Genomic DNA, 13306 nt, shown 5'->3' on the forward strand with positions numbered 1-13306 from the left:
GAGGGGGGAATGCTGAATCTGCAAGTCATTATCGGCAGCGTCAGGCAAGGTCGTGGAGGCTTGTCCGTCGCCGAGTGGTTCGAGGAAATCGCCCGGAAGGATCAGCGCTTCTCGGTCGAGCGGGTTGATCTGGCCGCGCTGAACCTGCCGGTCATGGATGAGCCGAACCATCCCCGCCTGCAGCAATACACCCATGACCACACACGCCGCTTCAGCAAGCTCATCTCGCGCGGCGATGCCTATGTCTTCGTGACCACCGAATACAACTATTCCATTCCCGGTGCGCTGAAGAACGCGATGGATTATCTCAGTGCGGAATGGGCGGGCAAGCCGATGTCAACGGTCGCTTATGGCGGCATTTCGGGTGCCGCCCGTGCGGTCGAGGATCTGCGCCGCGTCGCCATCGCTTTGCGGATGGTCCCGTTGGTTCAGGGCGTCGTCTGCCCGCTTTACGCCCAGCAGCGCGACGAAGAGGGTCGCTTTATCGGCAATCCGCTGCAAACCGCTGCGGCGGGCGAGATGCTGGATGCGCTGGCCGATTTCGGCAGTCTGCTGAAGTCGCGCCGCGCCATGCAATAAGGCCGAAAGGCACAAGGGGACTGAAGGAGGAATATGCCGGGCGCCAGTGGCGACCGGGCCGGAGCGGGCTTGCCCGAAGAGAGGAGAGGAAACCATGCCAACACCACTTGTCTTTCGTCTTGGCTATGTCGCGCTGAACGTCACCGACCCGCAGCGCACCGCCGAGGATACCTGCAACATCGCCGGCACCCGGATCAGCGGGCAGGACGGAGGGCGGATCATGCTGACCTCGAACCGGCGCCGGGCGGAAATGATCCTGTATCCCTCGGACGCGAACAACCTGCGCCGGGTCGGGCTTGAAGCGGTCACGCCGGATGCCGTGGACGAGGTCCGCGACCGTGCCCGCGCTGCTGGCCTGCGGATCTTGTCAGAGCGTCCTTCGCTGGACTGCATCGACAAGGGCGTGACCTTCCTGACCAGCGAGGGCCACGCGATAGAGGTGCATACACCGATGCCGATGGATCAGCCTTTGCGCTATCACGGTCCTGGCGTGCATCCGCGCTTTCTGGACCATGTGAACTTCGCCGCCATCGATCCGGTCACCTTCTCGAAAGAGCTAGGTGCCGCCACCGGCATGCTTCTGACCGAACGCACCAGCGGCTACGAGATCATGTGGATGCGTGCCGCCGATGGCCGCCATCACACGCTGGCAGCGGTCAAGGGCAATAGCGGCGTCCATCATATCAGCTGGGAGTTCGAGAACTTCGACGGGCTGAAGCGGATCGCCGACAGTCTGGGGATCGAAGAGCGCCGCGTTGTCTGGGGTCCGGGCCGTCATGGCGCGGGGGATAATCTGTTTCTCTACTATGTCGATTCCGCAGGCTTCCTGATCGAGTGCATCGCCGAGATGGAGGTGATCCAGGATCTGGACATGCCCACCCGCGTCGCCGATCCGGGCGAGAATCTGTCGAACTGGAAGGTGGTGAATCAGTGGGGCGCCCTGCCCTCGCTTGAATGGATCCAGCATTTCAGCCCCTGCTGCGGCGTGGATGAGCATGATGACCTGCTACAGCTCGCCTGAGGATCGCCGACTGGCCGAAACATTGGAGGCGCGGCGCTACAATGCCATGAAGGCGCGGGATGCCGAGACGCTGGAAGACCTGCTGGATGATGAACTGGTCTATACCCATTCCTTCGGCGACCGCGACAGCAAGGCCAGCTTTCTGGCCAAGCTGCGCGAAGGCTTCTTTCTCTATCACGAACTGAAGCCCTCGATCGACATCATCGCAAGGCGCGGTGACGTGCTGATCCTGACCGGGACCATGTGGGCCCGCGCCACTGTCGGCGGCGAGGATCGCATCATCGACAATACCTGCACCAATATCTGGGCGAAGACCGGCGGGAACTGGCGGTTCCTGTCCTTCGCACCCACGCCAATCCGGCGCTGATCGACACATTTCGGGAAGGAGAACACCATGAAGCTCGCGAAAGCGGCATGCCTTGTGCTGCCTGTCACCCTGCTTGGCGCGCCGGTCGTCGCCAAGGAAATCAACCTGACGATCTCATCCAGCCACAATGTCCAGATCCCCTGGGTCGCGCCGCTGCAACAGGTCATCGTCGCCGAGGCCAACCGGCGTCTGGAAGAGATGGGATCGGAAAACCGGCTCGACTGGACGGAATCCTATGGCGGCGCGCTTTACGGCTTTGGCGATACGCTTGAGGCCGTGGGCGATGGCATTACCGATGCGGGCTGGATCGGCTCGATGTGGGAGGAAAGCAAGATGCCTTACAGCAATCTGTCCTTCTACACGCCCTTCACCACCGACGATGCCGGGCTGATCATGGAGGCGTTCAATCGCCTCTATCAGGAAATCCCGGCGCTTGAGGCCGAATGGACCAGAAACAACGTGGTCTTTCTGGGCGCGACCGGGGCCGACACCTATCACCTATACACGCGCTTCCCGGTAAACAGCCTTGAAGATCTGCGCGGTCGCAAAATCCTTGCCCCCGGCCCGACGGCCACATGGATCTCGGCCGTGGGCGCAGTGCCGGTGAACGGCGCGCTGCCGACCTATTACAACCAGCTTGAGACCGGCGTGGCCGATGGCGTCCTGTCCATCGTCAGCGGCGCCCATCCGCTGAAGATCCACGAGGTCGCGCCGCATGTGACGCTGGTCGGCGCGGGGGCGAACATGATCGGCGGTTTCGGCATCAACAAGGACATCTGGGACGGCCTGCCCGAAGACGTGCAGCAGGTGCTGACCGAACTTGGCCCCGAATACAGCCGCCTGAACGCTGACCTGCTGCAACAACGCTACGACACCAGCATCGCCGAGCTTGAGGCCGATCCGAACGTCACCCTTACCCGTCTGGACGAAGCCGAGCGTCAGAAATGGGTCGATCTGCTGCCAGAGCTTTCATCGCAATGGGCCGCTGATCTGCCCGAAGGTCAGGCGCTGCTGGCAGGTTTCATGAGCGCAGTCCGCGATGCAGGCGCCACGCCGATGCGGGACTGGGCGATCCAGTAGCAACGGCTGCCGCAACCGGCAGTTTTCATCTCAGGGAGGAGTGATCTTATGAGCGAGGCAGTCGAGACATCCAGCCCCCCCGAATGGGCGATCAACCGCAGTTTCGGCTATGTCACCGGCGGTCTTTCGGTTCTGGGAACGGTCTGGATATTCATGCTGATGCTGCTGATCTGCGCCGATGTCGCGGGTCTGGCACTGTTCTCGCGCCCGCTTTACGGTGTGGTCGAGATGACCGAGATGACTATCGTGCCGGTCGTCTTCCTGCAACTGGCCCATGCGCTGCGCCATGGCCGCCTGACCCGCGCCGATTTCTTCTTCTCGCCGCTGAAACGCGCCAATCCAAGGGCCGCCGCGCTGCTGGACATCCCCTTCCTGCTGGTCGGCGCGGTGATCTTCGGCGCGTTGACGCAGCTTCTGTGGAACGAGTTAGTCATGTCCTGGCAATCGGCGGAATATTTCGGCACGCGCGGGATTTTCTCGGCCCCGACATGGCCCTTCAATCTGCTGACCACCATCGGCTCTGCCGCCGTCACCGTGCAATTCGTCATCGAGACCGCGCAGATCGTCGCCACGCTTAAATCCATGCCACGCGCTGACCGCAATCGAGGCGTCGCCATGGTCACCGGCGGCCTGATCCTGTTCATCGCCGCGCTGTCCCTTGTCATTTTCGGCGATTTCGACCGGGTGACGCTGGGCATTCTGGCGACGGTCTTCATGCTGGTGATGCTGATGGCGGGGATGCATGTGCCGGTCGTCCTTTGCGCGGTCGGCGTGGTGGCGATCTGGCTCATACGCGACAATCCAACGGTGGCGCTGAATTCGCTGAAGACATCGGCGACCGGGACGATCAACAAGTTCGATTTCGGCGTGGTGCCGCTGTTCGTGCTGATGGGCATGTTCACCGCCATTTCGGATATCGGCCGCGACGCCTATCAGGTGGCGGCCTGGTGGACGCGGCGTATCCTTGGCGGGCTTGGCATCGCGACGGTGGTGGCGAATGCGATCTTCGCGGCGGTCACCGGCATCTCGATCGCGTCATCGGCCATCTTCTCTCGGGTGGCGGTTCCGCAAATGGTGGCGCATGGCTACACGCCGCAATTCGCAACCGGCACCGTGGCGGGATCGTCGGTTCTGGGGATGCTGCTGCCGCCAAGCCTGCTGCTGATCATCTACGGATTCGTCACCGAAACATCGGTCGGCAAGCTGTTTCTGGCGGCGATCATTCCCGGCCTGCTGCTGGCTGTCCTCTTCTGCATCACCATCCTGCTGCTGGCCCGCATCCGCCCGGATTTCGTTGGCCAACCATCCGGCAACGACGACCTTCCGCCGGAAACACTTGCCAGCTCTGCCCGCCTGCTGGCGCCTATCGCATTGCTGGTAACGGTCGTACTGGGCGGCATCTATCTGGGCTGGTTCACGCCGACACAGGCCGGGGCTATCGGGGCCTTTGCCACCATGGTCCTGACCGTGATCCGTGGCCGACTGAACCGCAAGAACCTGTGGGAAGTGCTGCATGAAAGCGGCCAGATCACCGTTTCGGTGCTGACTTTGGTGATCGGCGCCAGTGTGTTCACCAAGGCGCTGGTCATGTCCACGCTGCCTGCGGTCATGGTCGAGTTCACCATCGCCTCGAATTTCGGGTTCTGGGGGGTGATGCTGCTGTTCGTGGTGGTGATGATCGTGATGGGGATGTTCCTTGACCCGACCTCGATCATCGTCATCACCATCCCCGTCATCGCACCAATCGTGGTGGCGCTTGGCACCGATATCATCGGCCCCGAAGTGCTGATCTGGCTGGGCATCATCACCGTCATCGCGGTCGAGATGGCGCTTCTGACACCGCCCTTCGGGATCAGCGTCTTCGTGGTGAAAAGCATCGTCGGCGATCTGTGTTCGCTGCCGCGGATCTTTCTGGGATCGCTGCCCTATGTCGTGGCAATGGCCGTGATGATCCTGACCTGCATGGTGTTTCCGGGGATCATTCTGGCGTTGATCTAGCGTCAGATTGATCCTTGGAAGATGCTGGCAGAACCGACTTACCGCGCTGCCGCTCAACCGCAGTCCTGATATCGGGCGCGTAGTGGCAGGTGGGCGGGCGCAGGCCGTGGGTCAGCAGCACCCGCCTGACGCCTCGGCTGGCCCCACTGATCCAGATCGCCACGCCGCGACGATGCGCCTTTTCCGCCAACCCGCCAATCATGTTCGCGCCGGTCGAATCCAGAAACGGCACCGCCGACAGGTCGATGACCAGCGCCTTGTGCCCGTCCCGGATCTGATCCAGCACCGCCCCGATCGAGGCCGCAGCGCCAAAAAACAACGCCCCGCTGATCCGGTAAACCACGATTTCGGGATCGGCGGCCTGCTCGTCATAGGCGGCGCGCGGCTCGGCCGTGTCGGGCAGATCGACCGCAACCAAGGGCGCATCGACCTCGACAGCGGCGATCTGGCTCATCCGGTGGATGAAGATCAACGCGCCGAGGGAAAAGCCGATGACGATTGCCTCGGTCAGGTCGCGGAAGATCGTCAGCAGGAAAGTCGCCGCCAGAACGATCCCCTCGGCCCAGCCTGACCGCAGCAATACACCGATCTCGACCCGGTCGATCATGTTCCACGCCACCACGGCCAGAACTCCGGCCAATGTCGCCAGCGGAATATAGGAAGCCAACGGCGCGGCGATCAGCACGAAGAGCAGCAGGAACAGCGCATGCAGCATCCCCGCGACCGGCCCATGCGCGCCCGCACGAACATTGGTCGCCGTGCGGGCGATGGTGCCGGTCACGCAGAAGCCGCCGAACAAAGCCGAGCCGATATTCGCCGCGCCCTGCGCCACCAATTCGCAATTCGAACGGTGCCGCCGCCCGGTCATCCCATCGGCGACGACGGCCGATAGCAGCGACTCGATAGCTCCGAGCAAAGTGAAGGACATTGCGGCGGGCAAGACGGCCACGATCTTTTCGACCGTGATCGCGGGCAGATGCGGCAGCGGCAGGGTCGAGGGGATGCCACCGAAACGGGTGCCGATGGTCTCGACCGGCAGCCCCGCCAAAGCGGTGAGGGCAGAGGCAGCGACCACGGCAATCAGCATGCCGGGCCAATGCGGGCGATAGCGTCCGATCAGCAGGATCAGCGCAATGGTCGCCCCGGCGACGGCAATCGCAACGGGGGTCACGCTGTCGCGCACGGCCCAGAGCGCGGGGATCTTCTCCAAAAGTTCGCCCGGCTCATGGGCCAGCGTCAGGCCCAGCAAATCCTTGATCTGACTGGCGAAGATGATCACGGCGATGCCTGCGGTGAAACCCACCGTCACCGGGAAGGGAATGAATTTGATGAAGGTGCCAAGCCGCAGAAAGCCCAGCAGCGCCAGCATGATCCCCGACAGCATTGTGGCAAGGATCAGCCCCTCCATCCCATGTGCGGCGACCGTCGCCGCGACCAGCACGATGAATGCCCCCGCAGGACCGCCGATCTGGAACCGCGAACCGCCAAGGGCCGAGACCAGAAAGCCGCCGACAATGGCGGTATAAAGCCCCTGTGCCGGGGTCGCGCCCGAGGCGATTGCGATCGCCATGGACAAAGGCAGCGCGACAATTGCGACCGTCAACCCGGCCAGCGCATCGGCACGCAAATGGCGCAGATGATAGCCTTCACCAAGGACGGTCAGCAGTTTCGGGGCGAAAAGCTGGACGAAACGGGGCGATCTGCCCGGTTGCTCTGTGGTGGCATACATGGCCGCACCATTCGAAGCGTCGGCAAGCGCCGTCGCGGTTGTTCTGTCAGGACTTCGGCAGAGGCTCTTTCAAGCGCACGCCGCGTCCCCCTGTCTGGCTGGTCGCTCCATCGCCGATCAGTTCGATCCCGGCGGCATCAAGCGCCTCGATCACGCGGGTCAGGCTGTCCACCACGCCGCGCACCGTCCCCTCACTGGCTTCCATGCGCTGAATCGTCGGGACAGACAGACCGGACAGTTCGGCCAGTGCCTTCTGATCCATGCCCAACAGGGCTCGCGCGGCGCGCATTTGGGCAGAGGTGATCACGCTGAGACTCGCTTGGATATGGACTAGCTGTTATCAGATATAAATAATGATGTTTCATATATCAATACTGATATACTGAGCGGTCCTTCGGCGGAATTTCCTCAACGGGGGTCACAAAAACGCTGCGCCAATCGTCACAAGGGTATGAAGCCTGAAAGGATCACCCCGATGACGACGAAACCCGTGAACCACTACACCAATATCCCCGATGTCTTTTCCTCGCTGGAAAAGGTGCATGGGGCAATCGATCAGCACGGGCTGGACCGGATGCTGCACCATCTGGTCCAGCTTCGCGCCTCGCAGCTTAACGGTTGCGCCTATTGCGTGAAGATGCACACGCGCGAAGCCCGCGAGGATGGCGAAACGAACGAGCGGCTGGACCGGCTGATCGTCTGGGATCACGTCAGCGATTTCACCGCCAAGGAACGCGCCGCGCTGGCCTGGACCGAGGCCTTGACGCAGATTGACCGGCGGACCGATTATGGCGCGCTGCGTGCCGCCCTGCGCGAGCATTTCAGCGACACCGAGATCAGCGCTCTGACCGCCGAGGTGGCGATGATCAATCTGTGGAACCGCATTCAGGTCTCCACGCACTGACATGGACATGCACGCGATGGACCTGTTCGAAGCCCGCCGCCCGTTTCTGACCGGGCTTGCCTATCGCATCCTTGGCTCTCTGGCCGAGGCCGAGGATGCGGTTCAGGACACCTGGCTTAAATGGCGCGAGGCCGATCACGGCTCTATCGCCAATCCCGCCGGCTGGCTGACAACCACCTGCACGCGCCGATCAATCGACATGCTCAGATCGGCGCGCCGGTCGCGGGTCGACTACGTTGGTGCGTGGCTGCCGGAGCCGATCCAGACCATGACCGACGACACCGCCGAAAGCGCCGCTGACCTGTCTTCCTCGCTGTCGCTGGCCTTCCTGCTGGTGCTGGAACGGCTGGCCCCGAAGGAACGGGCTGCCTATCTTCTGCGCGAGATCTTCGATCAACCCTATGCCGATGTGGCCGCAGCATTGGGCGTGCAGGAGACCGCGTGTCGCAAGCTGGTATCCCGCGCGCGCGACAGGGTCGGGCGGGCGGAGCCGGGACCAACCGTCGCGAAGGAGCGGCAAGAGGAACTGCTTGCGGCCTTCAAGGCAGCCATTGCCAGCGGCTCGACCGATCAGCTTTCGGCGATGATGGCCGAGGATATCGAGCTGCGCACCGATGGCGGCGGCAAGGTGCAGGCACTGCTGGACCCGCTGAAGGGCAAGCCCGGCGTGTTGGGCTTTCTGGGCGAGGTGCTGCACCGCTATTGGCAGGATTATGTCTGGCAACCGACCAATATCAACGGCGCCCATGGCGCGCTGATTTTCGACGGGGCGACGATCGTGGCCTCGGTCAGTCTGGCCTCTGACGATCAGGGGCGGCTGTCGGGGGTCTATATCATGCGCAACCCGGACAAGCTGGCCAATCTGGGGCGTGAAGGGAGGATGATCCAATGAGCGATATCCGGGTGACACCTTCCGCGCCGGGTTGGGCCGAACTGCTGTCGGGCGGCAATCTGGTCCGCTCCTTGGCTTTGTGCGGCGGGGTCGTGCTGCATGCGATCAATCTCTACATTTCGACCACGATCCTGCCCTCGGTCGTGCGCGAGATCGGCGGGATCGACTATTACGCGTGGAACACGACGCTGTTCGTCATCGCTTCGATCCTTGGGGCGGCGCTGGCCTCGCCGGTTCTGACGCAGGCGGGGCCACGGGTCGGATATCTGCTGGCGGTCACGGTCTTTGTCATCGGCACACTGATCTGCGCGGCGGCGCAGACGATGCCTTGGATGCTGGCCGGTCGCTTTGTGCAGGGCTTCGGCGGCGGCATACTTCTGGCGCTAGCCTATCCGATGGTGCGGCGGATCTTCCCCGAGCGGCTTTGGCCGCGCGCGCTGGCGCTGCTGTCCAGCATGTGGGGGATCGCCACCTTGCTTGGCCCGGCCGTCGGCGGCGTCTTTGCCGAAATCGGGATGTGGCGGGGGGCGTTCCTGTTTCTGGTCCCTGCCGCTGGCTTGGTTGCACTTGCCGCGCTGATGGTCCTGCCCAAGCAAGAGCGCGACCGCAGCCAGAGCGAGCCGCTGCCGCTGCTACAACTTGCCCTTCTGACCCTTGCCGTCTTTGCGGCTTCATGGGGCGGGGTCGGGGTCAGTTTGCTATCCTCAATCCTCGGCATAGGGGCGGCGCTGCTGCTGGTCGTGCTGACCATCGCGGTCGAGCGGATCTCACCGCGCCGGTTGCTGCCTCGGGCGACGTTCCGTCTGCCTTCGGCGCTTGGCAGTCTCTATGCGGCGTCGGCCCTGCTGGCGGTCACCGTCACCTGCACCGAGATTTTCCTGCCGCTGTTCCTTCAGGAACTGCATGGCCGGTCGCCGTTGCAGGCGGGCTATATCGCGGCGGTGATGTCGGCGGGCTGGACCATTGCGGCGGTCCTGACCTCGGGGTTCGCGTCAGACCGGCGCGTGATGGTGGTCCGTCTGGGGCCGGTGCTGTCGCTGATTTCAATGGTGACGCTGATCATCGTCATGCCCTGGTCGGGCGCGGCTTGGGCCTGGTTGCCGCTGGTGCTGATCTCGGCGGCATTGCTGATCGGCGGGGCGGGTGTCGGCATCGCCTATCCGCAACTGTCGGCGATGGTCCTGCGCGCCGCCCCGGCGGGGGAAGAGGATAACGCTGCCTCATCAATCATGACGGTCCAGCTTTGCGCCACGGCTTTTGGCGCGGCACTGGCGGGCCTGTCGGTCAACCTTGCCGGGGCGGGCGGTGGCGATATTGCCAATGCGGCGCGGTGGCTGTTCGTGACGGTGGCGGCGGCGCCGCTTCTGTGCATCGTGGTGCTGCGCAGCGCATCCTTCCGCCGCGCTGAAGAGGCACAGGCCGGATGATGCAGACAGAGGCAGAGATGATAACGCTGACCATCGACGGCGACAGGATCACCGACATTCCGTCGTTCTATGACGAAATCAACCGCGTCTTCATGGCGGATGAGGACTGGGCACTTGGCGAAAGCCTCGATGCGCTGAACGACATGCTTTATGGCTCCTTCGGCGCGGCAACTGCCGAACAGCCGCTGATATGGGTCTGGAAGAACATCGCCCAAAGCCGCGAGGTTCTGGGCGTCGAGACGACCCGCGCATGGTATGCCGACAAGCTGGCACAACCCGGCAGGTTCAATGTCAGGCAGATCAAACGTGATCTTGCTTTGCTCGAAAGCGGCGAAGGCCCCACCTATTTCGAGATCGTGCTGGAGGTCATCGCCGACCATCCCCGGATCCGTCTGGTCGATGAACGGGGGCAGGCGGTCGCGCTGCCTGCGACCTCTGGCTGAGATCGCAGGCGGGCTTGCGGTTCGGTGTCAGCCGAAAATCATGTCATCCTCAAGCGCGGCAAGCACGACGTTGCGCACCGTCAGCACATCGCCGCCGCCGAAATCGAAGATGACATCCGCGCCGCTTTGCACCGCACGGTCGCGGGCCTGAGCGAAGCTGTTGACGCCGACGCCCTGCATCTGGATCACGTCGATGCCGATCTCGAAATCGGTGATCACGTCGCGGTCAAAGTTCTTGCGGAACAGGAAAGTATCCGCATCGCCGCCGCCGGTCAGCCGGTCGTTGCCGAAGCCGCCATTCAGCAGATCCCTGCCGCCTTCCCCGCGCAGCGTATCGTTCCCGGCCCCGCCAAGCAGCGTATCATCGCCCAGCCGACCGAACAGCCCGTCGTCACCGTTCCCGCCGCTGACAAGATTGCTGCTATTATCGCCCCGCAAGGTGTCATTCGAATCGCTTCCGGTCAGATTCTCGATGCCGGTATAGACATGCCCGCCCGCTATTCCCGTATTTGCCGAGGCGTTTGCCAGATCGACAAGAATGGACGAGGTGACATTCTGGTAGCTGACCGTATCAACTCCGGCGCCGCCAGACATGGTATCGGCGCCCTTGGTCGCGATGATCAGATCGTTGCCCGCGCCGCCATCGATCAGATTGGCCCCGGTCGTGCCGCGCAAGGTGTCATTGCCGCTGCCCGCAAGAATATCCTCGATCCCGTCGATCTGCGATCCGGTCATGAACCCGCCATGACTGTTCGAGATCAGATCAAGCAAAACCGAGCCCTTGCTGCCGGTGAAATCAAGCGTATCCCGCCCAAGGCCGCCCGAGATCGTGTCCCTGCCGGAACTGGCGATGATCAGGTCATTGCCCGCATCACCCCAGATTTGGTCGCCGCCGGTGCCGCCGTTCAGCGTGTCATTGCCCGCACCGCCGCGCAAAACGTCGTTCCCGTCGCGCCCGCCCAGCCGGTTATCGCCCGCATTTCCGGTCAGCCGGTTGCCCGCAGCGCTTCCAAGCGCGCTGAGATTCGCGCTGTCCGCCAGAATGACATGCTCGACATTGCGGTATTTCTGCGCCGTCAGATCGATCGCAATGGTCGATTGCAGCGTGTCCGACCCACCCGCAGCCGTTTCGACCACGACATCGCCGACATTGTCGACCTGGTAGGTGTCATTACCCGCACCGCCCTCCATCCGGTCGGCACCTGCGCCGCCGATCAGCGTGTCATTGCCATTATGGCCGCGCAGCGTATCGTTGCCGGTGAAGCCGTGCAGATAGTCGTCACCATCGCCGCCACCAAGCAGATCGTGCCCCGCCCCGCCACGCAGATCGTTATCGGCAGTATTGCCGATGATGGTGTCGTTGCCGGAACCGCCGATCACCTTCTCGATGATCGTGCCGCGGGCGATGCCCAGATTGCCGATCCCGCCCAGCACGTCCGAAAACGCCTCGGGCCGAATATCGATCCGGTTGGCCGTCCGGCTGGGCGCGAGGTTCAGCGTGTCATACCCGCCATGATCGTAAATCGTATAGGCGACGGGATTGGTTGACACATGCCTGCTGCCGATCCCCCCAAGAAGTGCATCGAAAAGCGCGCCAGCATAGCCGGTCAGCGTGGTGTTCGCCCCCCAAACGGTCGCTCCGCTGGTGGCGTTCGACGCGCCATACAATTCCTGAATTGCCAGAATATCGACCATCATCGGCGAGGTGGCATAGGCATAGCTGGCACGGACCACATCGTTCTGCGACTGGTCGAAATAGGACATCAGCGAGAATTGCCAGCTATCGTTCACGAACAGGCTGTCATCGTGATAATTGCCGGTGAAGTTGTAATTGCCCTGATGGCCCAGCCCAAGCGCATGGCCCAATTCGTGCATGTAGGTCATGAAGCCATAGCTGTCGATCGAGGTGCCGAACTGGTTCAGCCATGCACGCGAGATCTCGATATCGGCAGACCGGATTTCACCCCGGAACCCCACATTTGTATAAGTCACCGCCGTCAGCTCGCGGTCGTCGTCATTGTCGTCAAAGGTGATCCGCGCGCCGCGAGTGACCTCGACCAGATCGATATCCGCTACCCGCTCCCACGCCTGCATCGCCCAACGCGCCAGTTGCTTTCCGGCATCTGTCAGCGCGGTGATGTCCACCGTAATCCGGTTACTGGCAGAGACATCGTGGCTGTGCGGCGCCATTCCCCGATCCAGCCAGAACCCTTCGCGCAGATATTCGGACAAGGTGTCAAGCGAGGCATATCCATTCGCCGCCTGCGCCCGCGTCTCGATCAGATAATCGCCGGAGTGGCTGTCGTTATAGCCCGCCGCCGAAATGTAATAGGTGCCGGTCTTGTCGGCCCGAAACTCGATCCGCGAATCGCGGTGCAGCCAGTCGTCGTTTTGGTCAACCAACCGCCCCGAGGCATCGTAAAGCCGAAGATGCGGGTCATTCAGGCTCGCACTGTCGCCGATACCTTTCAGGTCAATCTGGTAGGTTTTGTCTTTCTGAAGCTGGATCGCGATCCAGTCGCGATCTCCGCCACCATCAATCGTGCCACGGAATTGTTCACCAAGCTGCAGGCGATATGCCGTTGATATATCTGCTGCCGCATCGCCTCGTTCAGTCACGGTGCCGCGCGTTGCAAAGACGGGATCAGCGGATTCCGAATGTCGGCTGGGATCGAAGGTGCGGCTGATGCCACAAAGAGTGCACATGGCGAACGGCTTTCGTAAATGTGGCTTGTCAGGCGTGATGTCAGTTCATCTGACAATGCAAAAATGGGTTTAAATGTAAGGTATGAACAATCTGGTTACATAAATTCGACTGCGTATTCGCGCAACAAAATCCACGCATTTCTTGCGCGATGGTTTTCGC

General features: G+C 62.4%; 12 protein-coding genes. 9 read left to right on the forward strand and 3 right to left on the reverse strand.

Features of this window, described 5'->3' with window-relative positions:
- Positions 1 to 9: 9 nt before the first annotated feature.
- The 5 genes from JJJ17_RS12900 to JJJ17_RS12920 all read left to right on the forward strand — a co-directional run bounded on the left by JJJ17_RS12900 (position 10) and on the right by JJJ17_RS12920 (position 5045).
- Positions 10 to 579: an NADPH-dependent FMN reductase gene (locus tag JJJ17_RS12900; protein WP_200687103.1), complete on the forward strand. Its 570-nt coding sequence runs from the start codon at positions 10 to 12 to the stop codon at positions 577 to 579.
- A gap of 94 nt (positions 580 to 673) precedes the next feature.
- Complete coding sequence (locus JJJ17_RS12905; protein WP_200687106.1) at positions 674 to 1600, forward strand: hypothetical protein; 927 nt, start codon at positions 674 to 676, stop codon at positions 1598 to 1600.
- On the forward strand, positions 1578 to 1967 hold the full coding sequence (locus tag JJJ17_RS12910; protein WP_200687108.1) for a nuclear transport factor 2 family protein: 390 nt from the start codon (positions 1578 to 1580) through the stop codon (positions 1965 to 1967). The genes JJJ17_RS12905 and JJJ17_RS12910 overlap by 23 nt, the downstream gene beginning before the upstream one ends.
- Positions 1968 to 1994: 27 nt before the next feature.
- The gene (locus JJJ17_RS12915) at positions 1995 to 3047 is read left to right on the forward strand and encodes a C4-dicarboxylate TRAP transporter substrate-binding protein (protein WP_200687110.1); all 1053 of its coding nucleotides are present in this window, start codon (positions 1995 to 1997) and stop codon (positions 3045 to 3047) included.
- A gap of 48 nt (positions 3048 to 3095) precedes the next feature.
- Positions 3096 to 5045, forward strand: coding sequence for a TRAP transporter large permease subunit (locus JJJ17_RS12920; RefSeq protein WP_200687112.1), 1950 nt, complete (start codon positions 3096 to 3098; stop codon positions 5043 to 5045).
- Here JJJ17_RS12920 and JJJ17_RS12925 read toward each other — a convergent pair.
- Together JJJ17_RS12925 and JJJ17_RS12930 are read right to left on the reverse strand one after the other, a co-directional pair.
- Positions 5026 to 6774 (reverse strand): SulP family inorganic anion transporter, encoded by a 1749-nt coding sequence (locus tag JJJ17_RS12925; RefSeq protein ID WP_200687114.1) that lies wholly within the window; start codon positions 6772 to 6774, stop codon positions 5026 to 5028. The two genes, JJJ17_RS12920 and JJJ17_RS12925, sit on opposite strands and share 20 nt — an antisense overlap.
- A 46-nt stretch (positions 6775 to 6820) precedes the next feature.
- Entirely contained in the window at positions 6821 to 7081 is a 261-nt protein-coding gene (locus tag JJJ17_RS12930; protein WP_200687116.1) for a helix-turn-helix domain-containing protein, read from the reverse strand.
- 168 nt (positions 7082 to 7249) lie between these two features.
- Between JJJ17_RS12930 and JJJ17_RS12935 the strand changes: the two genes are divergently transcribed.
- Genes JJJ17_RS12935 through JJJ17_RS12950 form a run of 4 tightly spaced genes read left to right on the forward strand, consistent with a single transcriptional unit; the run spans position 7250 to position 10440 of the window.
- Positions 7250 to 7678 (forward strand): carboxymuconolactone decarboxylase family protein, encoded by a 429-nt coding sequence (locus JJJ17_RS12935; protein WP_200687118.1) that lies wholly within the window; start codon positions 7250 to 7252, stop codon positions 7676 to 7678.
- 16 nt (positions 7679 to 7694) lie between these two features.
- Complete coding sequence (gene sigJ, locus JJJ17_RS12940; protein WP_200687120.1) at positions 7695 to 8570, forward strand: RNA polymerase sigma factor SigJ; 876 nt, start codon at positions 7695 to 7697, stop codon at positions 8568 to 8570.
- Positions 8567 to 9997, forward strand: coding sequence for an MFS transporter (locus JJJ17_RS12945; RefSeq protein WP_200687122.1), 1431 nt, complete (start codon positions 8567 to 8569; stop codon positions 9995 to 9997). Before sigJ ends, JJJ17_RS12945 begins: the two co-directional genes overlap by 4 nt.
- A gap of 17 nt (positions 9998 to 10014) precedes the next feature.
- Positions 10015 to 10440, forward strand: coding sequence for a barstar family protein (locus JJJ17_RS12950; RefSeq protein ID WP_200687124.1), 426 nt, complete (start codon positions 10015 to 10017; stop codon positions 10438 to 10440).
- 27 nt (positions 10441 to 10467) lie between these two features.
- Here the strand turns inward: JJJ17_RS12950 and JJJ17_RS12955 are convergent, their stop codons facing one another.
- Positions 10468 to 13146 carry a M10 family metallopeptidase gene (locus tag JJJ17_RS12955; RefSeq protein WP_200687126.1) on the reverse strand — a complete coding sequence of 893 codons (2679 nt, stop codon included), beginning with the start codon at positions 13144 to 13146 and terminating at the stop codon, positions 10468 to 10470.
- Positions 13147 to 13306: the final 160 nt, after the last annotated feature.

Origin of the sequence: Paracoccus caeni, from assembly GCF_016629665.1 — a bacterium.
Taxonomy (GTDB): domain Bacteria; phylum Pseudomonadota; class Alphaproteobacteria; order Rhodobacterales; family Rhodobacteraceae; genus Paracoccus; species Paracoccus caeni.

Coding starts and splice junctions, on each gene's coding strand:
- JJJ17_RS12935 (WP_200687118.1), top strand. CDS start 7,250: ATGACGACGAAACCCGTGAACCACTACACCAATATCCCCGATGTCTTT.
- JJJ17_RS12900 (WP_200687103.1), top strand. CDS start 10: ATGCTGAATCTGCAAGTCATTATCGGCAGCGTCAGGCAAGGTCGTGGA.
- sigJ (WP_200687120.1), top strand. CDS start 7,695: ATGGACCTGTTCGAAGCCCGCCGCCCGTTTCTGACCGGGCTTGCCTAT.
- JJJ17_RS12915 (WP_200687110.1), top strand. CDS start 1,995: ATGAAGCTCGCGAAAGCGGCATGCCTTGTGCTGCCTGTCACCCTGCTT.
- JJJ17_RS12950 (WP_200687124.1), top strand. CDS start 10,015: ATGATAACGCTGACCATCGACGGCGACAGGATCACCGACATTCCGTCG.
- JJJ17_RS12925 (WP_200687114.1), bottom strand. CDS start 6,774: ATGTATGCCACCACAGAGCAACCGGGCAGATCGCCCCGTTTCGTCCAG.
- JJJ17_RS12910 (WP_200687108.1), top strand. CDS start 1,578: ATGACCTGCTACAGCTCGCCTGAGGATCGCCGACTGGCCGAAACATTG.
- JJJ17_RS12920 (WP_200687112.1), top strand. CDS start 3,096: ATGAGCGAGGCAGTCGAGACATCCAGCCCCCCCGAATGGGCGATCAAC.
- JJJ17_RS12955 (WP_200687126.1), bottom strand. CDS start 13,146: ATGTGCACTCTTTGTGGCATCAGCCGCACCTTCGATCCCAGCCGACAT.
- JJJ17_RS12945 (WP_200687122.1), top strand. CDS start 8,567: ATGAGCGATATCCGGGTGACACCTTCCGCGCCGGGTTGGGCCGAACTG.
- JJJ17_RS12905 (WP_200687106.1), top strand. CDS start 674: ATGCCAACACCACTTGTCTTTCGTCTTGGCTATGTCGCGCTGAACGTC.